Raw genomic sequence first — 25,836 nt, 5'->3', positions numbered from 1 at the left:
GGTTGGGAATAGCGGGGCGCTGGGGGAGGGTTGGTCTCGGAGACGTGTCATTGGTGAGAGGGATGGGATGAAGCCGACCGAGTTCGTGAAGGTGAACACGCAGTTCTGGGGCGAGCACCTGAAGGGGATCAGCGAGCACCTACCGGTGAGTCACCGTCGGGAGCTGGCGGGTCCGCTGCTGTACCCGCGGATGCTGGTGCTGACCGAGGCGCCGGACTGGAACATCGTGGAGCTGGTCGGCATCAGCCGGGAGTACCGGAGCCTGGAGGTACGGCGGCAGAAGGTCGCGAGCGTCGAGGAGTACTTCGGGGTCACCGGCGGCCCGGCCGTCGTGACGCTGCCCGGGGAGAACCTGTTCAAGGACGCGACCGTCGCCACGCAGAGCGGCCGGCAGGAGCTCGGCGCCCGGTTCCCGGGCGTGAAGGGGATGCTCGGGCAGGAGTTCACCGGCCCGCAGGAGGATCTGCTCAAGTTCGCTCCGGGGAACTACTCCACCTTCGACCGCACGCTGCTCGTGCACTCGGCCGGCTCCGCCCTGCGCGCGCACTGGGTGTTCTTCGCGCTGGCGATCCACCGCTCCGAGCCCGCGGAGAAGTACCTCGACTTCCTGCGCAACTTCGCCGCCGCGGCCCCGCACACCGACCCGATCGGCACGCTGAGCGTCCCGCGCGCGGACAACGGCGCCGACCTGCAGGGCCCGGCTTTCGCGAGCACCTACCTCGCGCACGCCGTCCCGAACTCGACCGTCGAGGCTTTCCTCAGCCAGAACGAGGACTTCCTGCTCTCGGCGTTCGACGCGACCAAGCTGATCCGCCAGCCGCACCTGGAGTGGCAGGACGGCGGCGAGGCCCTCACGCCCGACTTCATCCTCGAGCGCGCCGACGGTACGCATGTCGTCGGCGACCTGCGGCTCCCGCTCGTCGACACCGCGAAGGGAAAGCGCCACAAGCGGACGTCGTCCGTCACGGACGGCGCGGCCCGGCTCGCCCGCGTCACGGAGTACTTCGAGGACGCCGACAACCGGGCCTTCGCGGCCACGAAGTACGGCGTCGAGATCACCGCACCGCGCAAGCTCGTCGTCCTCGGCTCGCAGGACCTCGTCGGGGCCGACGAGCTGAAGGCGGCCGAGGGCGTCGAGGTGCTGGACTTCGACACGATCCTCCGTCTCCACCTGGCGGCCACGACCGAATGACGCAGTACTTCGTCTACGGCCGGGACGCCGTGGGGTCGGGTGCGCTCAAGGCCCGCCTGACCCCCGAGCACTGGGCCTTCATGGACCGGTACGCCGAGGCGCTCATCGCCCGCGGCCCGACGCTGACCGACGACGGCGAAGCGACCACCGGCAGCCTGCACATCGTGGACCTCCCCGATGTGCAGGCCGCCCGGTCGTTCGCGTACGACGAGACGTACTACCGGGCCGGCGTCTTCGACTCCGTCCAGCTGACGCGCATCCGCAACCACACCCCTGGCACCATGTGGGACTTCGCCAACGCGGTCGACTCGTACCAGCGCTATCTCGTCCTCACCACGGACGCCCCGCGCGAAGTCACCTCACCGCACGTCATCCTGTCCGGCGACCTACTCGCCCTGGACGCCGACGCCCACCTGGGCCGGGCCCTTCTCGTCGAAGCTCCCACGGCCCAAGCCGCCGCCGACCTCGCCCAGGCCGCACCCGCCGACGTCCACCCGTGGACGTTCGGCGGCCGCCGCTGAGTCACTCCAGCGTCTTCAGCTCCGCCGGCGTGAGCTCTACGGCGCCGGCGGCGACGTTCTGCTCGAGATGAGCCACCTGGCTCGTGCCCGGGATGGCGAGGATGTTGGGTGCGCGGTGCAACGTCCAGGCGAGACGGACCTGTTGGGTCGTGATGCCGTGGGCAGCCGCCACCGCCTGAACAGCCTCCGTGGTCACTCCGTCGGCGATCGAGGCGAACGGGACGTACGCGATCCCGTACGACGCGCACAGGTCGACCAGCGGGTCGTCACCGCGCCGATCGACGGAGTACTCGTTCTGAACGCAGACCACCGGCGCGATCCTGCGAGCCTCCTCCAGCTGCTCGGCGGTCACGTTCGACACGCCGAGCTGCCGGATCAGGCCGGCGTCCCGCAGCTCGGCCAGCGCGCCGAACCGGTCCGCCAGCGACTCAGGGCCGCCGACCCGCAGGTTGACCACGTCGAGGACGTCGACGCCGAGCTCGCGCAGGTTGTCCTCGACCTGATCGCGGAGCTCGGCCGCGGAGGTCGCCTGATAGAAGCCGCGCTCGGGATGCATCCCCGGCCCGACCTTCGTCGCGATCGTGAGCTCCGAGCCGGACGGCGCGAGCGCCCGCCGGAGCAACTCGTTCGCCGGGCCGTAGAACGCGGCCGTGTCGAAGTGGTCGACGCCGAGCTCGACCGCCCGCCGCAGCACCGCGACCCCGGTCTCCGGTTTCAGCCGCATCGTGCCGAACCCCAGCCGATCGACCGACCTGTCACCCAGCTCCCAGCGGCTCACTCCTCGACCGCCCCGTTGACCGCTCGCAGATGCTGCCGGAACGTCAGCGACGGATCGGCGGCGCGCGCGGTCAGGAACTCGTCGAACCGCACCTGCGCCCGCAGTGAGCGCCCGGCCCGGATCTCGGCCGCCTGCGCCCGCTCGGTGTCGCGGATCCCCTCGGCCAGGTCGAACAGCTCCTCGACCCGATCGGCCGGCACGAACAGCACGCCGTCCTCATCGCCGAGGACGACGTCGTCCCGGGTCACCGTCCACTCGCCGATAGTTGCCGAGGACAACGCATCGGCCGGCTGCGGGTCGAGCCGCAACGGCCCGGTCGGCAGCGCGCCCAGACTGAAGACCGGCAGACCGATCTCGCGGACGTCGACGGTGTCGCGATGCAGCCCCCAGATCACGATCCCGCTGACGCCGGCATGCTGCGCCTCGAGCGCGACCATGTCGCCGACACACGCCTCGTCGCGCCGGCCGCCGTTGTCGACGACGAGCACGTCACCCGCCGCCGCGGACTCGAACGCCTCCAGATAGACGTCGACGCTCCCCGCATGTCGCGTCGGCAGCACCCGGCCCGCGACGCGCCCGCCGCCCACCGCGGTCAGCGACGCCGTCCGCACCGGCAGCCCCGCGCGCAGGCACGCATCCGCCACATGCGCGGTGGTCAATGTGTCGAATCGATCCAGCATCCCCAGCCCCTCTCCGACGACGTGGAACCGACCCTAGCTCGCCCCTAGGACAAGAACGCGACGATCTCGGAAATCGCCGGATCGTAGGACTCCCTACTGGTGTCGACAGTGAGGCCCGGAACCGGCAGATCCACGGCCTGGAAGGCGTTGTGGGTCCGCAGCCGGGCTTCGGCGGCGATCGCCGCGTCCTCGTGGGCGGCCCGGCGCGGGTCGCTCGCGGCGCGCTCGGTGATCCGGCGCAAGGCGACCTCGGCCGGGACGACGCAGTGCAGGATCCGCACGTCGGCGCGGCCGAGGAACGGCGTCAGCCCCGGCGTCCAGATCTGGTCCTGGAAGGCGGCCTCGGCGACGACTGTCGTCCCGCGGCCGACGAGCAGCCCGATCACGTCGAAGAACGTCGACAGCGTCCGCATCGTGAGTGGATCACTCGGCCCCGGGACGAACCCGGGCGTCGCGTGCGCCATCCCCTCCTTGATCTCGTCCCGGCAGATCGCCGGGCACCCGATCGCGGCGGCGACGCGGTGCGCCAGCGTCGTCTTCCCGGTCCCCGGCGGCCCGCTCACGACGACGATCATCGGCTTCGAATGCACCGCCGTACCCTAGCCGTCCGCCGTTTCGGTCGCCACCGAAAAGCGGCCGCGAAAACTGTCGGTGGGCAGTCTTAACGTTGTGGCCATGGGGAGACAGGCGTGGGACTGGGGCTGAGGTGGTCAGGTGCGGGCGCGGAGCCGGTCGGGCAGGCCGGGGAGAGTGAGGTGTTCGGCGAGGAAGCGCGCGCGATCGGTGTAGGCCGCGACGTCGTTGATGACATGGCCGGTGTCGTACCAGCGGAACTCCTTCGGCTCGCTCCCCGCGGCGAAGTACTTCTCGCTGTTCTCCCGGCTCACGTTCGGGTCGAACCAGGCCGACTGGAAGAGCAGCGCCGCCGGCGCCGCCATCCCGACGAAGTGCCCGCAGTCGTAGGGCTCCAGCAAGGCCAGCAGCGGCTCGTACTCCGCCGGCGTCATCGACTCGCGCATCCGCCGGATCTCCGGGTAGTCCGTCTCCCGATAGTGCACGCTCAGACCCGGCAGTCCCGAGTCGAAGACGAAACACCGGAACCGGTCGTCGATCCCGCTGACTGTGCCGGCCGTCATCGCGCCGAAGGAGTGCCCGACGCAGCCGAGCCGATCCGCGCCGTACGCCGTCAGCAGGTCGGCGCCGCGGCGGATCGCGAAGATCGACTCGCGCAGGTTGTGGACGGCGTCGCCGGTGTCGGCGATCGGCAGCGAGAGCGCGATCCCACCGGCCTCCGCGACCTGGATCGCCTCGGCGAGGAAGCCCTCGCGACCGCCGGTCGAATGCTGGTAGACGACGCCGGCCAGGTCGTCGCCGGCCGCCAGCAGCGCGCCGGAGGGGAAGACCAAATAGCCGGTGACGCGATCGCCCTCGGCGTTGTCGTAACCGCAGTCCGCGATGACGACGCCGTCCCGCTCGGCCAGTGTCTCGGTGCGGGCGTTCAGAGGCAGGGCGGAGTCGTAGTCGAGGTCGGGCATCGGGGCTCCCTTGCGCGTACGTCGGATCTCCAGGGATAGAAGCAATTGCTTCCGGCAACTAGTCTGTCTCAATCGACGAGACGATATGTCTCATGAAGCAAGACATTGGGCTACCGTGAGGCGTGTTGGCGAGGGCAAAGGAGCCTGGGATGAATAACGTGTACACGCACGGCCACCACGAATCGGTCCTGCGGTCGCACAGCTGGCGGACCGCGGTGAACTCGGTCGGCTACCTCCTCCCGCACCTTCGCCCCGGCCTGTCCGTCCTGGACGTCGGCGCCGGCCCGGGCACCATCACCGCCGACCTGGCTCGGCTCGTCGCGCCCGGGCGGACGACGGCGCTCGAGGCGAGCGAGCCGGTGCTCGCGATCACCCGCCAGGCCTTCGACGGCGCCGAGCTGCCGGTCGACTTCGTCGTCGGCGACGTCCACGCGCTCGACCTGCCCGACGACACGTACGACGTCGTCCACGCGCATCAAGTCCTGCAGCATGTCGCCGATCCGGTGCAGGCGTTGCGCGAGATGCGGCGCGTCTGCAAACCCGGCGGCATCGTCGCCGCCCGCGACTCCGACTACGCCGCCTTCACCTGGTTCCCCGCTCTACCGGAGCTCGACGAATGGATGGCGCTCTACCAGCGCCTCGCCCGCGCGAACGGCGGCGAACCGGACGCCGGGCGCCGTCTGCTCTCCTGGGCTCACGCGGCCGGCTTCGAACAGGTCGACGCCGGCGCGAGCAACTGGACCTTCGCCAACCCCGAGGACCGCGCGTTCTGGGGCGGCATGTGGGCCGACCGCATCCTCCAGTCCGCGATGGCCGACCAGGCCCGCGCCGACGGCGTCCCGGAGCAGACCCTGCAAGGCATCTCAACTGCCTGGCGCGCCTGGTCCGCCCACCCGGACGGCTGGATCGCCATCCTGCACGGCGAAATCCTCTGCACCGCCTGACGCGACCACGACCAGATAGCCGTCAGGATCTCGCAACCACAGCTCGTCATGTCCGGCGTTCGGGTTGTGATGGACGTCGGTCTGCACGGTCGCGCCGATCGCCGTCGCCCGCTCGGCCGCGGCCGGTAGGTCATCGGTCGCAAACCAGATCGCAACCCCATTCCCCAGCGGCTGCCCGGCGTCCGCGAAGGGGCCGTGATGGTGGTCGACGTCCAGCCGATGCAGTTGCAGGACCAGTGCGCCGTCCACGACAAGCCGCTCGTACTCCGGGCCGCCGTGCGCGCTCGTGCCGCCGAGGACGGCGCAGTACCAGGCGCTGCTCGCCTCGACGTCGCGGACGGCGATCAAAGGTTGTGCTCGCATACGAGCGACGTTAGGCGGACGGCGGCGTACCGGTCTTGAACGAATGGGAGCGCTGCCGGGAGACCTCGTACAGGACGGCGGTCGCCGCATTCGCCGCATTCAGCGAACTCGCCGCTCCCGTGATCGGGATCCGGACGAGGTGATCGGCCGCCTCTCGCCAGGCCGCGCTCAACCCGTTCGTCTCATTACCCACCAGCACCAGACTCGGCCGGGTGAAGTCGAAGTCGAAGATGTCGACGTCACCCGTCTCGTCGGTCCCGGCGACCACGATCGGCACCCCCGCACCCCGAACCCACTCGAGCGCCTCCCGATGCGACGGCACGCGGACGGCGGGCAGCGCGAACAGCGACCCGGTCGTCGCCCGCACCGCCTTCGGGTCGTACACATCGGCCGCATGTCCGGTGACGATCAGCCCCGACGCGCCGAACGCATCCGCCGACCGGATGATCGACCCGATGTTCCCCGGCCCGGTCGGCCGGTCGAACACCACGCCGAGAAAGTCCGGCCCGACCGGGATCCGGCTCAGTTCATCGGCCGGCATCTCGACCACCGCGATCAGCTCCGGCTCGTCCTTCTCGCCCAGCTCCGCGAGCAACTCCGGCTCCATCGCCACCCGCTCCACCCCAGGCAGCCGACCCAGCAACTCCCGGGCCCACGCCGACAACGGCCGGGCCGCATCGTGAATCACCACCCGCACCGGCCACCCGTGATCGACCGCCAGCGAGATCGGCCGCACCCCGTGCACCAAGAACTCCCCGGCCCACTGCCGCTTGTTCCGATTCCCCAGATACGCCTGCCACACCTGGAACCGGGCATTCCGCGAAGAGATCCGCTGCATGCCGCCAGCCTAAGGTGCGGGGTACGAGGGCGAGGGCGGGGTGTGCGCCCCCTGTCCTTCCTGACTAAGTCTAACGACTGCCGGCCCTGGGTGGCTGGTGATATCTGCGTCTGTGGAAAAGGTTGGGCGGATCTGCAGCACTCATCAACTGTCTGAAAAGTGCTGTCGAGGAGTGCTGCTGAGCGTGGGCCGGTCGCGCTTGAGGAGGTTGGTGAGTGGGGGCGGTTCGCCTGTCGCGCATCAGGGGTGGGTGGTGTGGAGGGTGGCGTGGGTTTCGGCTACCTGGTGGCAGAGGGCTAGGAGTTCGGGTTCGTTCTTGACTTGGCGGCGGGCTTTGGGGCCCAGGTCGATGATGTGGTCGCGGGCGCGGAGCAGGCGGAGGTAGATGCGTTCGCGCTCTTCGGGGTCGTCGGTGTAGTCGGCGTCCAGGTAGGCCTCGGCGTCGCGGCGGATGTGGGCCATCGCGGTTTGGGTGCGGCCGCGGGTGCTGAAGAGCGAGGCGAGGATGGTGACGACCAGGACGGCGAGGATGACGGCCAGGGACAGGCCGGTGCTGATCTCGGCGACCTCGATGTGCTCGCCGTCGTTGATGAACGGCAGGTTGTTCTCGTGCAGGGCGTGCAGGATGAGTTTGGCGCCGATGAAGGCGAGGATGACCGCGAGCCCGAAGGACAGGTAGATCAGCCGGTCCAGCAGGCCGTCGAGCAGGAAGTAGAGCTGGCGCAGGCCGAGCAGGCTGAAGGCGGTCGCGGTGAAGACGACGAAGACGTTCTGGGTGAGACCGAAGATGGCCGGGATCGAGTCCAGCGCGAACATCAGGTCGGTGCCGCCGATCGCGACCATCACCAGCAGCATCGGCGTCATCACGCGCTTGCCGTCGATCCGGGTGAAGAGTTTGTCACCCGCGAAGTCCGGGCTGGTGCGGAACATCCAGCGGGCCAGCCGGACGACGATGTTCTGCGCCGAGTGCGACTCCTCGGTCTGGGGTTTGAGCATGTTGCCGGCCGTCAGCAGCAGCGCGAGGCCGAACAGGTAGAAGACCCAGGCGAACGAGTTCAGCAGCGCCGAGCCGAGGAAGATGAACCCGGACCGGGCGATCAGCGAGACCACGATGCCGACCAGCAGCACCTTCTGCTGGTTCGCCCGCGGCACCCGGAAGCTGGTCATGATGATCAGGAAGACGAACAGGTTGTCGACCGACAGCGCCTTCTCGGTGACGTAGCCGGCGAAGTACTCCGAACCCATCGCGGCGCCGCCGAAGATGAACGTCCCGACGCCGAAGAGCAGTGCGATCCCGACGTACAGAGCCGACCAGACGGCGGCCTCGCGGACGGTCGGCACATGCGCGGACCGGACGTGGAAGAAGTAGTCGAACAACAGCAACCCGAGGATCCCGAGCAGGGTCAGTATCCAGACCAGCGTCATGGGCTCAGCCAACCACGGCCGCGACCGCGATTCCAGCAAGGCTGGTTCAGCGCAGCTTGACCAGCGCGACCAGGTAGCGGCACGGCGTCGCGCCGGGGTTGTGGAAGGTGGTCGGCGTCGGCCGGCTGAGCTGGAGACAGTCGCCGACGTACAGGTCGTGGACGGCGTCGCCCTCGTGGAAGCGCAGGTGCCCGGCGAGGATCCACAGCTGCTGACTCTTGAACACGTAGGCGTCGGCCGGATACGACACCGAGGCACCGGTCGGTAGCTCGACCTCGACCAGCTCGAGCGGGGTCTCGGTCACAGGCGAGACCGCGCGGCGCGAGTAGCCCGTCACCGGGTCGGTCCAGACCGGCTGGTCGGCCTGCCGCCGAAGCAGCTCGCCGGTGTTCTCCGCGCGGGCGATCAGCTCGGACAGCGTCATCCCGAGGGCGCCGGAGAGCCGGCCGAGCAGGGCCGCGGTCGGCTGGGCCTCGCCGCGCTCGATCTTGGCGATCATCGCCCTGGACACCTCGGAGCGCTCGGCGAGCGCGCTCACCGACAGGTCCTGGGCCGTCCGGGCCGCTTGCACGGTCGCGGCCAGCGAGAGATCGTCGAGCATGCTTGCCACTATAGCGGCAGATATGTCTACTATCGTCACATGATCAGAGATGCCGTCCCGGCGGACGCCGCGGCCTGCGCGGCGATCTACGCGCCCTATGTCACCGATACGGCGATCACGTTCGAGACCGAGCCGCCGACCACCGACGAGCTGGCGACGCGGATCAAGCAGGCCCTGGAGACCCACGCCTGGGTCGTGATCGAGGACGCCGGGCAGGTCACCGGTTACGCGTACGCCGGGCCGATGAAACCGCGGGCGGCGTACCGGTGGTCGTGTGAGGTGAGCGTCTATCTCGAGCTCGGACGCCGCCGGACCGGGGCCGGCCGGGCCCTCTACGAGGCCCTGTTCGAGCGCCTGATCGCCCGCGGCTACCGGACGGCGATCGCCGGGATGACGCTCCCGAACGACGCCAGCGTCGGCCTGCACACCGCGCTCGGCTTCGAGCCGGTCGGCACCTACCGCGCCATCGGCTGGAAACTCGGCGCCTGGCGGGACGTCGCCTGGGCGCAACGCCCACTCGCCGTCCGCGCCGATCCGCCCGCCGAACCGCGCTAGGACCGGGCCAGAAACCGTGCCAGAACCGCGCTAGGACCGCGGGATCAGGACGGCGTGGTCATCGGCGGGCAGTCGCCGCCCGGCGTCGTGACCAGCTCGAAGTGCCAGATCTCGTTGGAGTAGGTCTGGCACAGGCCGAACCGGTTGCCCTTGCGGATCAGCCAGTCGTCGGCGTCGGTCGGCCCGATGTCGACGGCGTTCCCGGTGACGTGGTGCGACTCGTCCGGGTCGGCGACGAACTCCTTCGCCTTCTTCCGGCTGCCGTACTTCTTGATCGCCTTGTCCATCAGCTCGACCTGGTACTTCTTGCTCCGCCAGCCGGTCGTCACCTGCATCTTGATGCCGTCCTTCTGCATCGCCTTCTCGGCCTTCTGGACGGCGGCCCGCAGCTTCGGGTCCAGATTGGCGATCCCGGGCAGGTCGGTGTCGAAGGCGCTGGTCCCGGTGGGCAGCTTGCCGTCCGCGGCCCCGGGGTAGCGGTGGCCGGTCGACTTGCCGCTCGGGCTGCCGGACGACGACGCGCCGGTCGAGCCGGCGGCGTCAGGTTCGCCGGCGGAGACCGCGGAGCAGGCGGCCATGCCGAAGCTGGTGACCAGGGCGACGATCGCCAGCCCGGCCAGAACGGTGGTTCTGCGAGGAGTGGTTTCGATCATGCCGTTCAGTTCAGCTGGCGCGATGTTGCCAGAGTGTCTGCGTTTCGGCATACGTTTTCGATACGCCGGGGCTGCTTCAATGGATCCATGCGGGTTCTGGTCGTCGAGGACGAGGTCTATCTCGCCGAGGCGATCCGGGCCGGGCTGCGGCTGGAGGCGATCGCGGCCGATCTCGCCTTCGACGGGCACGCGGCGCTCGAGGCGGTGACCGTCAACGAGTACGACGTCGTTGTCCTGGACCGGGACATCCCCGGCCCGAGCGGTGACGAGGTCTGCCGGCAGATCGTTGCGCAGGGCATCGGCTGCCGGGTGCTGATGCTGACCGCGGCCGGTGATCTGGACGACAAGGTGACCGGGTTCGAGCTCGGCGCCGACGACTACCTGACCAAACCGTTCGAGCTGCGCGAGCTGATCGTCCGGCTGCGCGCGCTGGTCCGGCGTCCGGCCGTCGCGACGCCCACCGTGGTCGAGTACGCCGGCGTCCGCCTCGATCCGTTCCGTCGCGAGGTCTACCGCGGCGGCCGCTACGTGAAGCTGACCCGCAAACAGTTCGCCGTCCTGGAGGTGCTGATGACCGCTCGCGGTGGCGTGATCAGCGCGGAGACGCTGCTGGAGAAGGCCTGGGACGAGAACGCCGACCCGTTCAGCAACGCCGTCCGGATCACCATCTCCGCCGTCCGTAAGCGGCTCGGTGACCCGTGGGTCATCCACACCGTACCTGGCGTCGGCTACCGGATGGGGGAGTCGTGAGCGAGCCGGGGCTGATCAGCTGGCGGCCGCGGCTGACCGTTCGGCTGCGCCTGACGCTGAGCTACGCGGGCCTGCTGGTCGTGGCCGGCGCGGTGATGTCCTGCATCCTGTGGCTGGTCTTCCGGATCGTGCCGAACTACCCGTTCATCGCCGCCAACCCGCGCGACGAGCGGCCTGCCCCGACCCGCGGCGAGATCCTCGATCTGACGGTCAAGCTCTCGGCGTACGCGATCGGCCTGCTGGCGATCATCGGCCTGATCGGCGGCTGGTTCCTGGCCGGGCGGATGCTGAAACCGCTGCAGGAGATCACCGCGGCGGCGCAGCGGGCCGCGACCGGCGCGCTCGACCACCGGATCGGCCTGACCGGCATCCGGGACGAGTTCACCGACCTGTCCGACACCTTCGACGCGATGCTCGACCGGCTCCAGGCCTCGTTCGAGCAGTACCGCCGGTTCGCCGCGAACGCCTCCCACGAGTTACGGACGCCGCACGCGGTGATGAAGACGATGCTCGACGTGGCCCAGGCCGACCCCGACCACCAGGACGTACCCGAGCTGGTGAAACGGCTGGCCGAGACCAACCAGCGCGGGATCGACATCGTCGAGGCGCTGCTCAGCCTGGCCGCGCTGAACAACCGCGAGGTCGAGCTCGACCCGGTCGACCTCGCGACCACCGTGCGGACGGCGCTCCCGGTGCTGACCACCGAGGCGCGGGCCGCCGGGATCACCCTGCGCTCGGCGCTGGCCGAATCGGTTGTCGAGGGCAATGACGTGCTGCTGCACCAACTCGTCACCAACCTGGTCCAGAACGCCATCCGGCACAACCTCGGCCCCGGCGGCTCGGTCGACGTCGAGCTCACGCCGGGCCGGCTCGTCGTCCGCAACACCGGCCCGGTCCTCGACCTCGACCAGGTCCGCACGTTCGTCGAGCCGTTCGCGAAGGACCGGTACGGCGCCGGGCACGGGCTCGGCCTCGCGCTCGTCACCCGGATCGTCGAGACCCACCAGGGCACGCTCTCGCTGACCCCGAACCCGACCGGCGGCCTGACCGCGATCGTCGTCCTCCCGGTGGCTGACCTCGTCGGCGGGTGAAGATGGCCGCGTGAGCGCGGAACGTGAGGTAGTGGTCCGGTGGGGGATCGAGGACGACGACGCGGAGTTGCTGCGAATCGAGCGGACGTCGTGGAGCCCGGAGTCCGGGTTCCCGTCGTACCTGGAGGGGCTGGGCGATCGGTTCTTCGAGCGCACCGGCCCGGAGTCGCATCTCGTCGCGGAGTACGCCGGTCTGATCGCCGGGTACCTGCGGCTGCAGGAGAAGTACCAGTTCCGCGAGGGCAACGGCGTGCTGGCCATCAACGGCCTGGCTGTCGCGCCCGAGTTCCGGGGCCACGGCGTCGCCTCGGCGCTGCTGACGGCCGCGGCGTACGAGGGACGCCGGCGTGACGCCCGCAAGATCAGCCTCAACGTGCACAGCACCAACCTGAGCGCACGCCGCCTCTACGAACGGCACGGCTATGTCGTCGAAGGCACGCTGACCGACGAGTTCATCATCGAAGGCCGCCCGCTGGCCGCGCTGATCATGGCGAAGACCCTCTGATCGCGCTGATCAGAGGGTCTTCGGAGGTACCGCCTACGGGGTGACGCCCTGCTTGCGCAGCCAGGACGTCGGGTTGATCGGGTTCTCGCCGTCGGGGAGCACCTCGAAGTGGACGTGGGCGCCGGTGGTGTTGCCGGTCAGGCCGATGGCGCCGACCTTCGTGCCCGCGGTGACGCGGTCGCCGACCGAGACGTCGAACTCGGCCATGTGGCTGTAGGAGGTGACGGTGCCGTCGGGGTGCCGGACCTTCACCTGACGGCCGTAGGCGCCTTCGAAGGCGGCCTGGATGACCTCGCCGGCCATCACCGCGCGGATCGGCGTCCCGTACGCCGCCGCGAAGTCGAGACCGGTGTGGTTACGCGACCAGCGGCCGCCGGCCTGACCGAAGCGGGCCGTCAGGTGGTAGCCGGTCGTCGGGAGGACGACGCGCGGGGCGGCATTCGCCTTGGCGATGGCGATCGCTTTGGCCTTGGCAAGCGCCTTGGCCTTCGCGGCGGCCTGTCGCGCAGCCTGCTGCTTGGCGGCGGCGAGAGCCACGGCACGGCGCTGGGTGAGCGTCGCGTTCGCAGCCTGCTTGGCCAGGGCGGCCGCGCGCTGGCGCTCGGCCTGGACCTTCTGGACGCCGGCCAGGGACAGGTCGAATCGGGTGGCGTCCCGGGAGCCGAGGTCGCGGCGATCGATCCGGGCCGCGGTGAGTGCGCCGGCCTGTGAGGGGCTCAGTCCGGTGCTGGCGGTGTCTGCCTGGCCGGGAGCGGCCGCGAAACCGACGGCGGTGCTGCCTGCGGTGGCGGCGAGGGCGGCGGTCAGGCCGATCAGGCGGGTGCGACGGGTGCGACTTCGCTGGGTGGAACGGTGCTTGGCCACCCGGTGCGATGCAGCCGGGCGACGCGGTGCCGGCCGTTCTGCTTCCGGCACGTCAGGGTGAGGGGACACGATGGCCTTCCAGGTGGGAGTCATCGCCGTGGGAACCCACGACGGCTCATCGACCATAACGAGCAGATCACGGCCGCCTCAAGCGCGGATTGCGACCGGATCACCGAATCCGGTGACACGCAGTGACTGCCGTCTCCCGCCGTGTGCGGTCTCAGGCGGGGGAACGACTACTTGAATCGGTGATTACCGCGTGAGCGAGGTCACCCGGGTTTCGGCGTGCTGTACGCCGATTTGGCCCGGCCGGGCCGTTATACGACGTCCACATATTGAGAGGTTTGTCTACCAACTTACTGATCTTTCAAGTTCGTCCCATACTGGGATGACCCCGCAGATTCAGTGGCAAAAGGAGGGAACGGGAATGACGCGCGCACTGCCGTACTACCGCCTCCACATCGACCTGCTCCGGGTCTCCAGCGCACTCTGTCGGCGCTGAGCACCACTTCTCCGCACTCCTCGCACGACCGGTAGGCGTCCAGCGTCGGACGCCGGCGCCGCCGTGCCCGCGAAGCCTGCCCACCGCCAGGGAGAACGCTCGTGTCAACAACTCTCAGCTCCACCCAGGACGCCGCCGGCCCACCGGTGTCCGCCGTCCTGCCCGACTATGACCTGCCCGTCGTCGCCCGCCGGCATCCGTGGCGCTGGGTCGGCGTCGGCGTCGTCCTGGTCCTGCTGGCGATGTTCGTCAACGGGCTCGTCACCAACCCTGGCTGGGATTGGCCGACGTTCTTCCAGTTCTTCACCACCAAGACGATCTTCAGCGCGCTCTGGGTGACCGTGCAGCTGACCATCTACGGCACCGTGCTCGGGTTCGCGCTCGGCGCAGTGGTCGCGACGATGCGGTTGTCCAGCAGCCCGTTCCTGCAGGTCGTTGCCTGGGGCTACATCTGGGCGTTCCGGTCGATCCCGCTGATCGTGCAGCTGCTGTTCTGGTTCAACATCGCTTACCTGTATCAGGAATTGAGCCTCGGTATCCCGTTCGGTCCGGAGTTCGTGCACTTCAGCACGAACAACCTGTTCGGGCCGCTGGGCGCCGCCGTCCTCGGGCTCGCGTTGCACCAGGCGGCGTACGCGGCCGAGATCATCCGCGGCGGCATCATCTCGGTGGACGCCGGTCAGACCGAGGCGGCCGCGGCGCTCGGTATCCCGAAGGTGCGGCAGTTCTTCCGGATCGTGCTGCCGCAGGCGATGCGCTCGATCCTGCCGAACGGCGCGAACGAGGTGATCAGCCTGTTCAAGGGCACCTCGATCGTCTCGGTGATGGCGATTCCCGAGCTCTTCTACCAGGTGCAGGTGATCTACGGCCGCAACAGCCGCGTCGTCCCACTGCTGATGGTGGCGACCGTCTGGTACATCGTCCTGACCACCCTGCTGTCGATCGCGCAGCGCTACGTCGAGCGGTACTTCAACCGGGGGACGACCCGATGATCGACATCCGCGGTGTGCACAAGAGTTTCGGTGAGCTCGAAGTCCTGAAAGGGATCGACCTGGCCGTCGAGGCGGGCACGGTCACGGTGATCCTGGGGCCGTCCGGCTCGGGCAAGTCGACGCTGCTGCGGTCGATCAACCATCTGGAGAAGGTGGATCGCGGGCTGATCCGGATCGACGGTGAGCTGATCGGCTACAAGCGGCGCGGCGACAAGCTGTACGAGCTGCGCGAGCGCGAGATCCTGCACCAGCGCTCGCAGGTCGGGTTCGTCTTCCAGAACTTCAACCTGTTCGGGCATCTGACCGCCCTGCAGAACGTCGTCGAGGCGCCGGTCTCGGCGCAGCGCCGCAAGCGCAGTGAGGTCGAGACGTTCGCCCGGGAGCTGCTGACGCGGGTCGGCGTCGGCGACAAGGCCGATGTGTACCCACGGCAGCTGTCCGGTGGTCAGCAGCAACGGGTCGCGATCGCGCGGGCGCTCGCGCTGCGGCCCAAGGTGCTGCTGTTCGACGAGCCGACCAGCGCGCTCGACCCGGAGCTGGTCGGCGAGGTCCTCGACGTGATCAAGGAACTCGCCCGCGACGGCTCAACGATGGTCATCGTCACCCACGAGATCGGCTTCGCCCGTGAGGTCGCGGACACCGTCGTGTTCATCGACGACGGCCGGATCGTCGAGTCGGGCCCTCCGCACGAAGTGCTCGACAACCCTGCCCAGGAGCGCACCCGCGCCTTCATCTCCAAAGTCCTCTGAGGAAGTCGTCATGAAACGTAGTCCCCTACTCGCCGTCACCGCTGCCGCCGGAGCGCTGTTGCTCGCGCTGGCCGGGTGCGGCGCCGAGCCGACGGCCACCGCCGCCGGCGGCGACACCGGCGTGAACACCTCCGCCGAACAGAACCGGATCACCACCACGAAGAACGCCGCGGCGGCCGCCTTGCTGCCGGCGAAGATCCGCGACCGCGGAACGCTGATCATCGGCGGCGGGTACGGCAGCGGCAGCGTGCCGCTCGGCTTCTTCGCCGATGACAACAAGACGCCGATCGGCCTCGAGGTCGATATCGCACACCTGGTCGCGGGCGCGCTCGGACTGACCCCGCAGCTCGAGGTGACCAGCTGGGAGAACCTGTTCCTCGGGCTCGACTCGGCCAAGTACGACGTCGGTTTCTCGAACATCACGGTGACCGAGAAGCGTAAGCAGAAGTACGACTTCGCGACCTACCGCAAGGACGACATCGCGTTCGAGGCGAAGAAGGGCGGTAGCTGGAAGGTTGCGTCCGGCAAGGACATCGCCGGGAAGACGATCGCGGTCGGCTCCGGCACCAACCAGGAGAAGATCCTCGTCGACTGGAACGCCGAGAACGTCAAGGCCGGGCTGCCGGCCGCGAACATCAAGTACTTCCAGCAGAACACCGACACCTATCTCGCGCTGGCCTCCGGCCGGATCGACGGCTACTTCGGCCCGAACCCGCAGATCGCCTACCACATCCGTACCTCGGGCGAGACCGAGTCGATCGGCAAGTTCTCCGGCGCCGGCCCCACCCTGCAAGGCCTGATCGCCGCCACCACCAAGAAGGACAGCGGCCTCGTCCAGGCCTACCAGGCCGCCCTCACCGCGGTCATCGCCGACGGCTCCTACGCCAAGGTCCTCGCCCGCTGGAACGTCACCACCGAGTCGGTCGAGAAGTCGGAGATCAATCCCCCCGGCCTCCCGATCACGAGCTGAGGCTCCCATGTTGAAGAGACTGCTGGTAGGTGCGGTTCTGCTGGCGACGCTGGCCGCGTGCGCGGATCCGGCGTCCGAGGCGCCTGTTGGGGATGCTTCGGTGGTTGCGTTTGATACTTCGGCGGAGCAGGTGCGGGTTACGTCGGCGAAGGTGGAGGCGATTGCGGCTGAGCTGCCGGCGGAGGTGCGGGCGAGCGGGAAGCTTGTGGTGGGCAACGGGTCCACGGGTGGGGGACTGCCGCCGCTGGGGTTCACTGCGGATGACAACCGGACGCCGATCGGCGTGGAGATCGACATCGCGTATCTGGTGGCGAGTGTGCTCGGACTGCGGGCCGAGGTGCAGACGACGAGCTGGGAGAACCTGTTCCTCGGGCTCGACTCGGGCAAGTACCAGGTGGGGATCTCGAATATCGGCGTCTCGGAGTTGCGGAAGGAGAAGTACGACTTCGCGACGTACCGGCTCGGGTTGCACGCGTTCGAGGCGAAGGCGGGCTCCGGGCTGAAGGTCGCCGGGCCGGCCGAGATCGCGGGGAAGAAGGTCGCGGTCAGCTCGGGCACGTTGCAGGAGGCGATCCTCCTGGACTGGAACAAGCAGAACACCGACGCCGGCCGCGCGCCCGCCGACCTCAAGTACTACCAGCAGTCGGCCGATACCTACCTGGCCTTGCAATCCGGCCGGATCGACCTCTACCTCGGCCCGAACCCGAACGGTACGTACCACGTCGCGACCCAGAAGCAGACCGAGATCGTCGGCACGGTCTCGTCCAGCTACCCCGTCCAGGGTCTGGTCGGCATCACGACGAAGAAGGACAACGGCCTGGCCAAGCCCCTCGCCGACGCGCTGAACGCGGCGATCGCCGACGGCAGCTACGCGAAGGTGCTGGCCAAGTGGCGTCTCAGCGACGAGGCCGTCCCGAAGTCGTTGGTCAACCCGCCCGGTCTTCCCAAGGACAAGCAGAAGTAGGAGAAACATGGCGACCATCGCAACGATCTCCAGCAGCCCGTCGGCGCCGTCCCGGACCGACGCCGTCCTCAACTACGTCACCAAGCGTCTGATCAGCCACGGGCACGAGGTCACCCCCATCGTGCTGCGTGACCTGCCGGCCGAGCCGTTGCTGCATGGCCGCGCCGACGACCCCGGGATCGCGGCGGCGGTCAAAACTCTCGAAGCGGCGGACGCCGTCGTCGTCACCACGCCCGTCTACAAGGCGGCGTACGCCGGGCTGTTGAAGGTGTTCCTCGACCTGCTCCCGCAGTACGCGCTGAAGGGTAAGACTGTGTTGCCATTGGCAACGGGTGGGACGCCGGCGCACGTCTTGGTGATCGACTACGCGCTGCGGCCGGTGCTCACCAGCCTCGGCGCCGGTGCGATCGGGCAGGGCTGGTTCGTGCTGTCGTCACACATCAATCTGTACGATGGCGGCGGCGTACTGCTCGATCAGGCGGCGTCCGTCCCGCTCTATCAAGTGACCGAGGCGTTCCTGGCCACGGTCGAGGGTGGGCAGCCGCTCGACAGTACGCCGGTGCAGGCCGCGGGGATCGAAGTACTCCGCGCCCGCCCCGACGACCCGGAGGCGGCGCCGCTGCTCGCGGATCTGATCGTCGAGTACAGCACCCGCTACGGCCGGACGACGGAGCACACCCAGCTCACGGAGGTCCCGGCGAGCGACTTCCACACCGACAGCGGAGGAGCGTTCGTCCTGCTTCGGTACGGCGGCCAGACGGTCGCGGGCGGCGCCATCCGCCGGTACGACGACCAGACGGCCGAGGTGAAGCGGATGTGGACCTCGCACCTGCACCGCCGCCAAGGGCTCGGACGCCGAGTCCTCGCCGAACTGGAACGGGCCGCGGCCGATCTCGGCTACCGCAAGCTCTACCTGACCACCGGCCCCCGGCAGCCCGAGGCCGCCGCGCTCTACCGAGCCGTCGGCTTCCAGCCGCAGTTCGACGTCGACGCGGACCCGGAGTCGATCGGGCCGCTGCCGTTCACCAAGGACCTCACGCTCGCCCTGAAGGTGGCCTCATGAGCCGGCTGATCACCGCGATCGACATCGACGGCGCCGGCGGCCACCCGGGTGCGTGGCGCGGCCCTGAAGTCGATCCGGGCGCCATCCTGACCGGCGAGCTGGCGCTCCGCGCCGTCCAGCGCGCCGAGGCGGCGGGGATCGACCTCGCCACCTTCGCCGGCACGCTCGAAGCGCCCGCGGACGGCGTCCAACTCGATGCCCTCGGCCTCGCCGCCCGCATCGCCCCCGCGACCGACCGTATCGGCCTGCTGCCCACGATCACCGTCACGCACACCGAGCCCTTCCACGTCCAGGCCACGGTCGCCACCCTCGACCACATCTCCGCCGGTCGCGCTGGCTGGATCGCCGACGTCTCGACGTCCGCCGAAGCCGCCGCCGTCATCGGCCGCCGCGACCCAGCCCCGCCCGCCGACCTTTGGCGCGAAGCCCGCTACGTACTGGACGTCTCCCGCCGCCTCTGGGACTCCTGGGACGACGACGCGATCATCCGCGACGCCGCCACCGGCCGCTTCATCGACCGCGACCGCCTCCACTACGTCAACTTCACCTCCCCCACCTTCACCCTCAAAGGCCCCTCCATCGTCCCCAGACCTCCCCAAGGCCACCCAGTCACGGCGATCCGCGTGAACACACCCGAAGCCCTCGAATCAGCCGCCGACGCCGAACTCGTCCTCCTGCCCGGCGCCACCGACCTCGCCGCCCGCATCCAGAAGATCCGCACCGGCGGGGCGGCTGGAGGTGTCGAGCGGGGGGCTGGTCCTCGCGTGTTGGTGTCGGTGAGTGTGCTGCTCGACGACGAGGTGTCGGCCGCCGAGCGGCGGGCGGCGGGGGTTGAGCTCGACTATGTGGGATCGGCTGCGGGACTCGCCGCGCTGGTTGGCGACTGGCAGGCCGCGGGAGTGGACGGCGTCCACCTGCGGCCGGCTTCGCTGGAGATTGATGTGCCGATCATCGCGGATCAGCTCATTCCATTGCTCAAGGCAAGGAAGCTGGTCGGGGACGCCCGGCCGGGGACGTTGCGGAGTCGGCTGGGGTTGAGCCGGCCGGCGAACAGGTATGCGGCGGGGAGCGCGTGATGACGAAGCAGATTCATCTGGCGGCGCACTTTCCCGGCGTCAACAACACCACGGTGTGGGCGGATCCGGCGTCCGGGTCGCAGATCGACTTCGCGTCGTTCAGGCATCTGGCGGCGACGGCGGAGCGGGGGACGTTCGACTTCTTCTTTCTCGCGGAGGGGCTGCGGCTGCGCGAGGTGAAGGGGAAGATCCACGACCTCGACGTGGTCGGGCGGCCGGAGTCGCTGACCGTCCTCAGCGCTCTGGCCGCCGTGACGACGCATCTGGGCCTGGCGGCGACGGTGAACTCGACGTTCAACGAGCCGTACGAGCTGGCGAAGCGGCTCGCGACGCTGGACCACCTGTCCGCGGGCCGGGCGGCGTGGAACGTCGTCACGTCGTGGGATGCGTTCACCGGCGAGAACTTCCGCCGCGGTGGCTATCTCGACAAGGCCGACCGGTACGTCCGCGCCCAGGAGTCGCTCCGCATCGTCCGCAAACTCTGGGACTCGTGGGACGCCGGCGACCTGGTCCTGGATCAAGCGGCGGGCGTCTTCGCCCGGGAAGGCACTGGGGCCTTCGCGGACGACGGCGACCACTTCACGATCCAGGGCCGGTTCGGGCTGCCGCCGTCCCCGCAGGGCCGGCCGGTGATCATCCAGGCCGGGGACAGCGACCAGGGCCGCGAGTTCGCGGCGTCCGGCGCGGACGTGATCTTCAGCCGGCACTCGACGTTCGCGGCCGGCCAGACCTTCTACAAGGACGTGAAGGCCCGGCTGGCCAAGTACGGCCGCGCGGAGGAGTCGCTGAAGATCATGCCCGCGGTGACGGTCGTCGTCGCGGACACCGACGCCGAGGCGGCCGACAAGGCGCGACACATCCGCGAGCAGCAGGTGTCCGGCCAGACCGCGATCGTGCTCGCCGAGCTGATCTGGGGCCGCGACCTCTCGGCGTACGACCCAGACGGCCCGCTCCCGACCGAAGCGCCGGTCGCGGGCTCGACGGTCACTCAGGGCCGGACCGGCTTCAACGACCAGGAGGCCGTCGTCGCCGAGTGGCGCGCGCAGGCCGCGGCGAACAACTGGTCCCTGCGCGAGACCGTCATCAACCAGCAGAACCGGCAGACGTTCATCGGCGCACCCGATACGGTCGCCGCCGAGCTCAACCGGCACGTCCAGGAGGACGCCGCCGACGGCTTCGTCCTGGTCCCGCACCTGACGCCCGGCGGCCTGGACGACTTCGTCGACCGCGTCGTCCCGCTGCTGCGTGAACGCGGCGTCTTCCGCTCGGAGTACGCCGGGACGACGCTCCGCTCACACCTCGGTCTGGACCGATGAGAGCCGTCCGGGAAGGCCCGCCGACGGTCGTGTTCGTCGGCGCCGGGCCGCGCACGGTCGGTCTGCTCGAGCGGTTCGCGGCCAGCGCGCCCGAGCTGCTCGGCGACCAGCCGGTCGAGATCCACGTCGTCGACCCGTACCCGGCCGGCGGCGGCCGGATCTGGCGGCGGGAGCAGTCCCGCCTGCTCTGGATGAACTCGATGACGTCGGACGTCACGATCTTCACCGACGACTCGGTCGAGTGCGCGGGCCCGATCATCCCCGGGCCCGATCTCGCGAGCTGGGTCAACGGCCCCGGCGCGACGCTCCTGGAACGCGCCGGTCTCGAACTGCCCGGCCCGATGGACTTCCCGCCCCGACTGGTCCAGGCGGAGTACCTGTCCTGGGTTTGGGACCGCGTCGTCCGCGATCTGCCGGCGACCGTGATCACGCACGAGGAGCGAGCCGTCGAGCTGACCGCAGATCAGCGGGTGATTCTCGCGTCCGGTCGGGAGATTCCCGCCGATCTCGTGGTCCTTGCCCTCGGCTACCTCGATCGGTTGCCGACGGCATCGGAGCAGGCATGGGCGACCGAGGCCGCGGCCGCTGGTCTGACCTACATCCCACCGGGCTACACCGCGGACGTCGGCCTCGGCGGCCTGCTGCCGGGGGAGAACGTGATCGTCCGCGGCTTCGGCCAGGCCTTCATCGACCTGATGGTCCTGCTCACCGAGGCCCGCGGCGGCTGGTACGACGACTGCGACGGCATCCTCACCTACCACCCCTCCGGCACCGAGCCGATCCTGTACGTCGGATCGCGGCGCGGCGTGCCCTATCACGCGAAACTCGGCTACACCGTGGCCGGAACGAAACCCGTCCCGACCCGCTACCTGACCACGGCCGCGCTCGCCGAGCTGGGCGACGGCGTCCTCGACTTCGACCGGCAGGTCCGCCCGCTGATCGACAAGGAGCTGGCCTTCGCGCACTACCAGCAGCTCTTCAACGCCCACTCCGAACGAACTCGTTGGCCGTGGGAGCGGTTTCTGGCGGTGCTGGACGATTCGTTGCCGGATGCACCTTCGTTTGCCGCCGCCGTCCTGGAAGCGGTGCCGGATCCGGTCGATCGGTTCGTCCGCTCCGAAGTCGATCGACCACTGTACGGACGGTTCTTCGCGGATCGGGTGTCGTTCGAGAAGTTCTTGACCGGGTTGATCGAGACCGATCTGCTCCGGCGCGCCTGCCCGCAGCACTCGGCTGATCTCGCGGTCTTCAACGCGTTGCTGAGCATCTACAGCGTGTTGTCGATCGCGATCACCGAGGGCCGGTTGTCGGACGAGGACCGGGTTCGGCAGGTGGAGACCGAGTGGCACGGGTTCTTCTCGTTCGTCGCCAGCGGTCCGCCGCCGCGCCGGCTGGAGGAGCTGCTCGCGCTGCATCGGGCCGGCATCGTCCGGTTCGCCGGGCCTGATCTGGATGTTGCTATCGACAACGATCGGTTCGTTGCCCGGTCGCCTGGTGTGGCCGGGGAGATCCGGGCCAAGGCGTTCGTCGAGGCGCGGTTGCCGCGGCCCGACGTCCTGGCGTCGACCGATCCGCTGCTGCGCGGTCTGCTGGCCGACGGGACGCTCGCGGCCGACGAGTTGTTCGCTACGGACGGGGCGAGTCTGGGCGGCGGTCAGCTCAAGGCCGACGCGCACAGCCGCGCGATCCGCGCCGACGGGACCGTGCACCCGGCCTTGTTCCTGCTCGGCCCTTCGGTCTCCGGCTCGGCCGGCTCGTCGGGGTTCTCCCGGCCGCACTTCAACGGTCCCGGCTTCCGGCAGAACGACGCCGTCGCCCGGAATCTGCTCACGCTGCTCGCACCCGCCGTACGGAAGGAAGAACGTCATGCCAGTTGAGTTCCTGGGCATCGCCGGGACCAACCCGGCCAGTGAGGTCACCACCCGACCCGGTGGCGCGCTCGACCTGGAGTACACCGCCAAGCTCGCTCGCGCGCACGAGGACAACGGCTGGGACCGGATCCTGTTCGCCTATCACTCCGGGTCACCCGACCCGGCCCAGGTGGCGGCGTACGTCGCGGGGAAGACCGAGCGGATCAACCTCGTCGTGGCGCACCGGCCGAACGTCGCCTACCCGACGCTGACCGCGAAGACCTTCGCGACCCTCGACCACCTCAGCGGCGGCCGGTTCGAGGTCCACGTGATCACCGGCGGCTCGACCGCCGATCAGGCCGCCGAAGGCGACTTCCTCAGCAAGGACGACCGGTACGGACGGACGCGCGAGTTCATCCAGATCCTCAAGCAGGCCTGGACTTCGGGCGAGCGGTTCGACTTCGCTGGGCAGCACTACCAGTTCGAGCAGTTCCTCGCGGACATCAAGCCGCTGCAGCAGCCGCGGCCGCGGATCTCCTTCGGTGGCTCGTCGGCAGCGGCGTACGCCGTCGGCGCGGCCGAGGCGGACATCTTCGCGCTCTGGGGTGAGCCGCTGGCCGGGACGCGTGAGCAGCTCGCCACCATCGACGCCGAAGCCTTGAAAGCCGGGCGCACCGACCGGCCCACGATTCAGATCGCTTTCCGGCCGATTCTGGCGCCGACCGAGGAACTGGCCTGGGCGAAGGCTGAGTCGATCCTCGGCCGGATCAAGGACGTTCAAGCGGGCGGTCGCCCGGCGTCCGCCCGGCTGCGGTCGAAGACGCCCGAGAACGCCGGGTCGCAGCGGCTGCTGCAGGCGGTTGCGGAGGGCGAGCGGCACGACCGCGCGCTCTGGACCGGCCCGACCGGGCTGACCGGTGGCGGCGGCAACTCGACAGCTCTTGTCGGGACGCCGGACACCGTCGCGGCCGCGCTGCTCGACTACTACGACCTCGGCATCCGCATCTTCTCGGCCCGCGGGTACGACATCTACGACGACGCGATCGACTTCGGCCGCTACGTCATCCCGTTGGTCCGCTCCGAAGTCGCCCACCGTGAATCCCGGAAGGATCTGGCCTCATGACTGTCGTCTCCGATCTCGACCAGGACTGGCACACCTGGCACGCCGCGCGTGAGCGGGACCTGAACACCGACTACGGCTGGCTGACGATCGTCGGCTTCGACTGGCTCCCGTCCCGGCCTGGCGCGCTGGCTGGTCTGCCAGGGGAGTGGTGGTTCGCTGACGGCCAGGCGCACGTCAGAGCTGCAGGCGAGCTGAAACTGAACGGTGTCCCCGTTGAGGGGACTGTGTCCGCGTCTGTCGCCGAGGCCGGCTCACTGAGCTGGCTGTTCTTCGAAGACCGGCTGATCGAGCTAGTACTGCGCGGCGGCCGGTATGCCGTCCGTCAGCGCGATCCGAGAGCGGAAACGCGTGCTGGGTTCAGTGGGGTGCCCGCTTACCCGCTGGATGCCAGCTGGGTGGTTCGGGGCTACTACACGCCGTACGCGGCTCCGGAGCGAATCGAGGTTGCCACTGCACGCGACGACCTCCAGCAACACGTCACCGCGGTCGGTACGGTCCACCTTGCGCTGGGCGGCTCGGCGTACGAGCTGATCGCGACGGCGGCAGCGGACGGGCGGCTGTCGCTGTCCTTCCACGACGCGACGAACGGCTCAGAAACGGCGCCCTGGCGCACCGTGACCACCGGCGTCCTGGAGCGTGATCAGTCGGTGCTGATCGACTTCAACCGAGCCATCAACCTCCCGTTCGCCTTCACCGCCTTCGGGACCTGCCCAGCACCCGTCACCGGCAACCAGCTCGGCCTGCCGGTCACGGCCGGCGAGAAGAAGGTCCGGTGAAGTTCTGCACATACACGCTGATCGACAACTCCCCGGATCCGATCAGCGGCGCGCAGCTGTCGACGTCCGAGCGGTTCCAGCACGTCGTCCAACAGGCGCAGTGGGCTGAGGAGCTGGGCTTCGACGCGTACGGAGTGGGTGAGCGGCACGCACAGCGCTTCATCTCGTCGTCCCCACCGGTGGTGCTGTCGTACATCGCCGCTGTGACCTCACGGATCCGGCTGCTCACGACGGTGACGGTGCTGTCGTTGCTGGACCCAGTACGGGTGGCGGAGGACTACGCGACGCTGGACCAGCTCTCCGGCGGGCGACTCGACGTCATCATCGGCAAGGGGAACGACCCGGATCAGAACGCCCTGTTCGGGTACGACCTGGACGGGCAGTGGGACCGGAACCGGGAGAAGTACGAGCTGCTCCGCCGACTGCTCCGGGAGACCGGTGTGACCTGGTCGGGTCGCTACCGGCCCGACCTGGTCGATGCGACCACCCAGCCGCGGCCCTTCCGCCCGTCCGGTATTCCGCTCTGGCACGGGTCGGCGTCCTCGACGGAGTCCACCGAATTGGCCGCTCGCTTCGGTGACCCACTGTTCTCGGCCAACGGCTTCCACCCGCTGGAGAAGTACGCCGGGTTGATCCGGCACTACCGGGAGCGTTGGGAGGCCTACGGACGCGATCCGGCCGACGCCGTCGTCGGTGCGGGCTTCAACGGGATGTACGTGCAGAAGACGTCCCAGGAAGCGGTGGAAGGCTATCGGCCGATCTTCGACGCGTTCATGGACTCACCGGGTGCCCGGCACAACCAGCTGCCGTTCAAGACGCTGGAGGACTTTCTGGACCGAGGGTCGGTGCTGGTCGGTTCGCCGGAGCAGGTGATCGACAAGTTCGGCCGCTACCAGGAGGCGTTCGGGCACGAGCTGTCCGGCGTCGCCCTGGAGGTCGCCGGGCTGTCTGAGGCCGCGAACCGGGCTTCGGTCGAGAGCTTCGTCACAGACGTTCTGCCGGTGCTGCGAACTAGTTACCCATCTCGGGTCTGGAACTAGCGAAATTGGTCAGAAGCACTCTCCGGACCCGGTATGCTTTCCGAGTCGGACAGAGGGGGGCACAGGGTGCGCCTGGCTCGATTTCACATCGAGGCGGCAGACCGTGTAATCTCTCTCCTC

At 69.1% G+C, this 25,836-nt stretch carries 28 protein-coding genes; 18 read left to right on the top strand and 10 right to left on the bottom strand.

The genetic code is table 11. From position 1 onward, the window contains the following. The first annotated feature begins 67 nt into the window (after nucleotides 1-67). Both ACZ6ZD_RS04530 and ACZ6ZD_RS04525 read left to right on the top strand, forming a co-directional pair. Nucleotides 68-1,192, top strand: coding sequence for a hypothetical protein (locus tag ACZ6ZD_RS04530; protein ID WP_465668287.1), 1,125 nt, complete (start codon nucleotides 68-70; stop codon nucleotides 1,190-1,192). Then, a complete protein-coding gene (locus ACZ6ZD_RS04525) occupies nucleotides 1,189-1,713 on the top strand; it encodes a YciI family protein (RefSeq protein ID WP_465668285.1) in 525 nt (174 codons plus the stop codon). Before ACZ6ZD_RS04530 ends, ACZ6ZD_RS04525 begins: the two co-directional genes overlap by 4 nt. A 1-nt stretch (nucleotide 1,714) precedes the next feature. On the opposite strand, the gene ACZ6ZD_RS04520 is transcribed toward ACZ6ZD_RS04525, so the two are convergent. The 4 genes from ACZ6ZD_RS04520 to ACZ6ZD_RS04505 form a co-directional block, all read right to left on the bottom strand. Continuing rightward, entirely contained in the window at nucleotides 1,715-2,491 is a 777-nt protein-coding gene (locus tag ACZ6ZD_RS04520) for an aldo/keto reductase (protein ID WP_465668283.1), read from the bottom strand. After that, nucleotides 2,488-3,171, bottom strand: a complete 684-nt coding sequence (locus tag ACZ6ZD_RS04515; RefSeq protein ID WP_465668281.1) for an RraA family protein — start codon at nucleotides 3,169-3,171, stop codon at nucleotides 2,488-2,490. Before ACZ6ZD_RS04515 ends, ACZ6ZD_RS04520 begins: the two co-directional genes overlap by 4 nt. A 44-nt stretch (nucleotides 3,172-3,215) precedes the next feature. Then, nucleotides 3,216-3,761, bottom strand: a complete 546-nt coding sequence (locus ACZ6ZD_RS04510) for a P-loop nucleotide/nucleoside kinase family protein (RefSeq protein ID WP_465668279.1) — start codon at nucleotides 3,759-3,761, stop codon at nucleotides 3,216-3,218. Between the two features lie 120 nt (nucleotides 3,762-3,881). Beyond that, nucleotides 3,882-4,706, bottom strand: coding sequence for an alpha/beta hydrolase family protein (locus tag ACZ6ZD_RS04505; protein ID WP_465668277.1), 825 nt, complete (start codon nucleotides 4,704-4,706; stop codon nucleotides 3,882-3,884). 149 nt (nucleotides 4,707-4,855) lie between these two features. Between ACZ6ZD_RS04505 and ACZ6ZD_RS04500 the strand changes: the two genes are divergently transcribed. Then, nucleotides 4,856-5,650 (top strand): class I SAM-dependent methyltransferase, encoded by a 795-nt coding sequence (locus ACZ6ZD_RS04500; RefSeq protein ID WP_465668275.1) that lies wholly within the window; start codon nucleotides 4,856-4,858, stop codon nucleotides 5,648-5,650. On the opposite strand, the gene ACZ6ZD_RS04495 is transcribed toward ACZ6ZD_RS04500, so the two are convergent. The 4 genes from ACZ6ZD_RS04495 to ACZ6ZD_RS04480 form a co-directional block, all read right to left on the bottom strand. Further along, nucleotides 5,570-6,013 (bottom strand): VOC family protein, encoded by a 444-nt coding sequence (locus ACZ6ZD_RS04495; RefSeq protein WP_465668273.1) that lies wholly within the window; start codon nucleotides 6,011-6,013, stop codon nucleotides 5,570-5,572. The two genes, ACZ6ZD_RS04500 and ACZ6ZD_RS04495, sit on opposite strands and share 81 nt — an antisense overlap. A gap of 10 nt (nucleotides 6,014-6,023) precedes the next feature. Beyond that, on the bottom strand, nucleotides 6,024-6,851 hold the full coding sequence (locus ACZ6ZD_RS04490; protein ID WP_465668271.1) for a TrmH family RNA methyltransferase: 828 nt from the start codon (nucleotides 6,849-6,851) through the stop codon (nucleotides 6,024-6,026). A 240-nt stretch (nucleotides 6,852-7,091) separates the two neighbouring features. Beyond that, nucleotides 7,092-8,276, bottom strand: a complete 1,185-nt coding sequence (locus tag ACZ6ZD_RS04485) for a TerC family protein (protein WP_465668269.1) — start codon at nucleotides 8,274-8,276, stop codon at nucleotides 7,092-7,094. Nucleotides 8,277-8,322: 46 nt separating this feature from the next. Beyond that, nucleotides 8,323-8,877: a helix-turn-helix domain-containing protein gene (locus ACZ6ZD_RS04480; RefSeq protein ID WP_465668267.1), complete on the bottom strand. Its 555-nt coding sequence runs from the start codon at nucleotides 8,875-8,877 to the stop codon at nucleotides 8,323-8,325. A gap of 39 nt (nucleotides 8,878-8,916) precedes the next feature. Between ACZ6ZD_RS04480 and ACZ6ZD_RS04475 the strand changes: the two genes are divergently transcribed. Continuing rightward, a complete protein-coding gene (locus ACZ6ZD_RS04475; protein WP_465668265.1) occupies nucleotides 8,917-9,432 on the top strand; it encodes a GNAT family N-acetyltransferase in 516 nt (171 codons plus the stop codon). Between the two features lie 44 nt (nucleotides 9,433-9,476). On the opposite strand, the gene ACZ6ZD_RS04470 is transcribed toward ACZ6ZD_RS04475, so the two are convergent. Further along, entirely contained in the window at nucleotides 9,477-10,085 is a 609-nt protein-coding gene (locus ACZ6ZD_RS04470) for a M15 family metallopeptidase (protein WP_465668263.1), read from the bottom strand. A gap of 87 nt (nucleotides 10,086-10,172) precedes the next feature. Between ACZ6ZD_RS04470 and ACZ6ZD_RS04465 the strand changes: the two genes are divergently transcribed. From ACZ6ZD_RS04465 to ACZ6ZD_RS04455, 3 genes are read left to right on the top strand one after another with little or no spacing between them, the layout of a single operon-like run. Further along, entirely contained in the window at nucleotides 10,173-10,835 is a 663-nt protein-coding gene (locus ACZ6ZD_RS04465) for a response regulator transcription factor (protein ID WP_465668261.1), read from the top strand. Beyond that, nucleotides 10,832-11,926, top strand: coding sequence for a sensor histidine kinase (locus ACZ6ZD_RS04460; protein ID WP_465668259.1), 1,095 nt, complete (start codon nucleotides 10,832-10,834; stop codon nucleotides 11,924-11,926). The genes ACZ6ZD_RS04465 and ACZ6ZD_RS04460 overlap by 4 nt, the downstream gene beginning before the upstream one ends. A 10-nt stretch (nucleotides 11,927-11,936) precedes the next feature. Then, nucleotides 11,937-12,431 carry a GNAT family N-acetyltransferase gene (locus tag ACZ6ZD_RS04455; RefSeq protein WP_465668257.1) on the top strand — a complete coding sequence of 165 codons (495 nt, stop codon included), beginning with the start codon at nucleotides 11,937-11,939 and terminating at the stop codon, nucleotides 12,429-12,431. Between the two features lie 33 nt (nucleotides 12,432-12,464). Here ACZ6ZD_RS04455 and ACZ6ZD_RS04450 read toward each other — a convergent pair whose 3' ends face one another. After that, a complete protein-coding gene (locus ACZ6ZD_RS04450; RefSeq protein ID WP_465668256.1) occupies nucleotides 12,465-13,295 on the bottom strand; it encodes a M23 family metallopeptidase in 831 nt (276 codons plus the stop codon). Between the two features lie 603 nt (nucleotides 13,296-13,898). On the opposite strand from ACZ6ZD_RS04450, the gene ACZ6ZD_RS04445 reads away from it, so the two are divergent. The 11 genes from ACZ6ZD_RS04445 to ACZ6ZD_RS04395 are packed head-to-tail and all read left to right on the top strand — an operon-like array spanning nucleotide 13,899 to nucleotide 25,716. Next, nucleotides 13,899-14,789 carry an amino acid ABC transporter permease gene (locus ACZ6ZD_RS04445; protein WP_465668254.1) on the top strand — a complete coding sequence of 297 codons (891 nt, stop codon included), beginning with the start codon at nucleotides 13,899-13,901 and terminating at the stop codon, nucleotides 14,787-14,789. After that, the gene (locus tag ACZ6ZD_RS04440; RefSeq protein WP_465668252.1) at nucleotides 14,786-15,538 is read left to right on the top strand and encodes an amino acid ABC transporter ATP-binding protein; all 753 of its coding nucleotides are present in this window, start codon (nucleotides 14,786-14,788) and stop codon (nucleotides 15,536-15,538) included. Before ACZ6ZD_RS04445 ends, ACZ6ZD_RS04440 begins: the two co-directional genes overlap by 4 nt. Before the next feature lie 10 nt (nucleotides 15,539-15,548). After that, on the top strand, nucleotides 15,549-16,508 hold the full coding sequence (locus ACZ6ZD_RS04435; protein WP_465668250.1) for an ABC transporter substrate-binding protein: 960 nt from the start codon (nucleotides 15,549-15,551) through the stop codon (nucleotides 16,506-16,508). 7 nt (nucleotides 16,509-16,515) lie between these two features. After that, entirely contained in the window at nucleotides 16,516-17,472 is a 957-nt protein-coding gene (locus ACZ6ZD_RS04430; RefSeq protein WP_465668248.1) for an ABC transporter substrate-binding protein, read from the top strand. A 7-nt stretch (nucleotides 17,473-17,479) separates the two neighbouring features. Then, nucleotides 17,480-18,535, top strand: a complete 1,056-nt coding sequence (ssuE, locus tag ACZ6ZD_RS04425) for an NADPH-dependent FMN reductase (RefSeq protein WP_465668246.1) — start codon at nucleotides 17,480-17,482, stop codon at nucleotides 18,533-18,535. Next, on the top strand, nucleotides 18,532-19,611 hold the full coding sequence (locus ACZ6ZD_RS04420; protein WP_465668244.1) for an LLM class flavin-dependent oxidoreductase: 1,080 nt from the start codon (nucleotides 18,532-18,534) through the stop codon (nucleotides 19,609-19,611). The genes ssuE and ACZ6ZD_RS04420 overlap by 4 nt, the downstream gene beginning before the upstream one ends. Next, a complete protein-coding gene (locus tag ACZ6ZD_RS04415) occupies nucleotides 19,611-20,927 on the top strand; it encodes an NtaA/DmoA family FMN-dependent monooxygenase (RefSeq protein WP_465668242.1) in 1,317 nt (438 codons plus the stop codon). Before ACZ6ZD_RS04420 ends, ACZ6ZD_RS04415 begins: the two co-directional genes overlap by 1 nt. Continuing rightward, entirely contained in the window at nucleotides 20,924-22,804 is a 1,881-nt protein-coding gene (locus tag ACZ6ZD_RS04410) for an FAD/NAD(P)-binding protein (RefSeq protein WP_465668240.1), read from the top strand. Before ACZ6ZD_RS04415 ends, ACZ6ZD_RS04410 begins: the two co-directional genes overlap by 4 nt. Next, the gene (locus ACZ6ZD_RS04405; protein WP_465668238.1) at nucleotides 22,794-23,900 is read left to right on the top strand and encodes an LLM class flavin-dependent oxidoreductase; all 1,107 of its coding nucleotides are present in this window, start codon (nucleotides 22,794-22,796) and stop codon (nucleotides 23,898-23,900) included. Before ACZ6ZD_RS04410 ends, ACZ6ZD_RS04405 begins: the two co-directional genes overlap by 11 nt. Beyond that, on the top strand, nucleotides 23,897-24,676 hold the full coding sequence (locus ACZ6ZD_RS04400) for a DUF1684 domain-containing protein (protein ID WP_465668236.1): 780 nt from the start codon (nucleotides 23,897-23,899) through the stop codon (nucleotides 24,674-24,676). The genes ACZ6ZD_RS04405 and ACZ6ZD_RS04400 overlap by 4 nt, the downstream gene beginning before the upstream one ends. Then, complete coding sequence (locus ACZ6ZD_RS04395; protein WP_465668234.1) at nucleotides 24,673-25,716, top strand: LLM class flavin-dependent oxidoreductase; 1,044 nt, start codon at nucleotides 24,673-24,675, stop codon at nucleotides 25,714-25,716. The genes ACZ6ZD_RS04400 and ACZ6ZD_RS04395 overlap by 4 nt, the downstream gene beginning before the upstream one ends. Nucleotides 25,717-25,836 lie beyond the last annotated feature (120 nt).

It is taken from the genome of Kribbella sp. NPDC104218, from assembly GCF_055584105.1.
The sequence above is the reverse complement of the archived record's forward strand: the minus strand, read 5'-3'. Positions and strand labels throughout refer to the sequence as shown.

What these genes read in the sequence shown, in the direction of transcription:
- ACZ6ZD_RS04530 (WP_465668287.1), top strand. Translation starts at nt 68, where the DNA reads ATGAAGCCGACCGAGTTCGTGAAGGTGAACACGCAGTTCTGGGGCGAG.
- ACZ6ZD_RS04525 (WP_465668285.1), top strand. Translation starts at nt 1,189, where the DNA reads ATGACGCAGTACTTCGTCTACGGCCGGGACGCCGTGGGGTCGGGTGCG.
- ACZ6ZD_RS04515 (WP_465668281.1), bottom strand. Translation starts at nt 3,171, where the DNA reads ATGCTGGATCGATTCGACACATTGACCACCGCGCATGTGGCGGATGCG.
- ACZ6ZD_RS04505 (WP_465668277.1), bottom strand. Translation starts at nt 4,706, where the DNA reads ATGCCCGACCTCGACTACGACTCCGCCCTGCCTCTGAACGCCCGCACC.
- ACZ6ZD_RS04500 (WP_465668275.1), top strand. Translation starts at nt 4,856, where the DNA reads ATGAATAACGTGTACACGCACGGCCACCACGAATCGGTCCTGCGGTCG.
- ACZ6ZD_RS04495 (WP_465668273.1), bottom strand. Translation starts at nt 6,013, where the DNA reads ATGCGAGCACAACCTTTGATCGCCGTCCGCGACGTCGAGGCGAGCAGC.
- ACZ6ZD_RS04490 (WP_465668271.1), bottom strand. Translation starts at nt 6,851, where the DNA reads ATGCAGCGGATCTCTTCGCGGAATGCCCGGTTCCAGGTGTGGCAGGCG.
- ACZ6ZD_RS04485 (WP_465668269.1), bottom strand. Translation starts at nt 8,276, where the DNA reads ATGACGCTGGTCTGGATACTGACCCTGCTCGGGATCCTCGGGTTGCTG.
- ACZ6ZD_RS04480 (WP_465668267.1), bottom strand. Translation starts at nt 8,877, where the DNA reads ATGCTCGACGATCTCTCGCTGGCCGCGACCGTGCAAGCGGCCCGGACG.
- ACZ6ZD_RS04475 (WP_465668265.1), top strand. Translation starts at nt 8,917, where the DNA reads ATGATCAGAGATGCCGTCCCGGCGGACGCCGCGGCCTGCGCGGCGATC.
- ACZ6ZD_RS04470 (WP_465668263.1), bottom strand. Translation starts at nt 10,085, where the DNA reads ATGATCGAAACCACTCCTCGCAGAACCACCGTTCTGGCCGGGCTGGCG.
- ACZ6ZD_RS04465 (WP_465668261.1), top strand. Translation starts at nt 10,173, where the DNA reads ATGCGGGTTCTGGTCGTCGAGGACGAGGTCTATCTCGCCGAGGCGATC.
- ACZ6ZD_RS04440 (WP_465668252.1), top strand. Translation starts at nt 14,786, where the DNA reads ATGATCGACATCCGCGGTGTGCACAAGAGTTTCGGTGAGCTCGAAGTC.
- ACZ6ZD_RS04435 (WP_465668250.1), top strand. Translation starts at nt 15,549, where the DNA reads ATGAAACGTAGTCCCCTACTCGCCGTCACCGCTGCCGCCGGAGCGCTG.
- ACZ6ZD_RS04430 (WP_465668248.1), top strand. Translation starts at nt 16,516, where the DNA reads ATGTTGAAGAGACTGCTGGTAGGTGCGGTTCTGCTGGCGACGCTGGCC.
- ssuE (WP_465668246.1), top strand. Translation starts at nt 17,480, where the DNA reads ATGGCGACCATCGCAACGATCTCCAGCAGCCCGTCGGCGCCGTCCCGG.
- ACZ6ZD_RS04420 (WP_465668244.1), top strand. Translation starts at nt 18,532, where the DNA reads ATGAGCCGGCTGATCACCGCGATCGACATCGACGGCGCCGGCGGCCAC.
- ACZ6ZD_RS04415 (WP_465668242.1), top strand. Translation starts at nt 19,611, where the DNA reads ATGACGAAGCAGATTCATCTGGCGGCGCACTTTCCCGGCGTCAACAAC.
- ACZ6ZD_RS04410 (WP_465668240.1), top strand. Translation starts at nt 20,924, where the DNA reads ATGAGAGCCGTCCGGGAAGGCCCGCCGACGGTCGTGTTCGTCGGCGCC.
- ACZ6ZD_RS04405 (WP_465668238.1), top strand. Translation starts at nt 22,794, where the DNA reads ATGCCAGTTGAGTTCCTGGGCATCGCCGGGACCAACCCGGCCAGTGAG.
- ACZ6ZD_RS04400 (WP_465668236.1), top strand. Translation starts at nt 23,897, where the DNA reads ATGACTGTCGTCTCCGATCTCGACCAGGACTGGCACACCTGGCACGCC.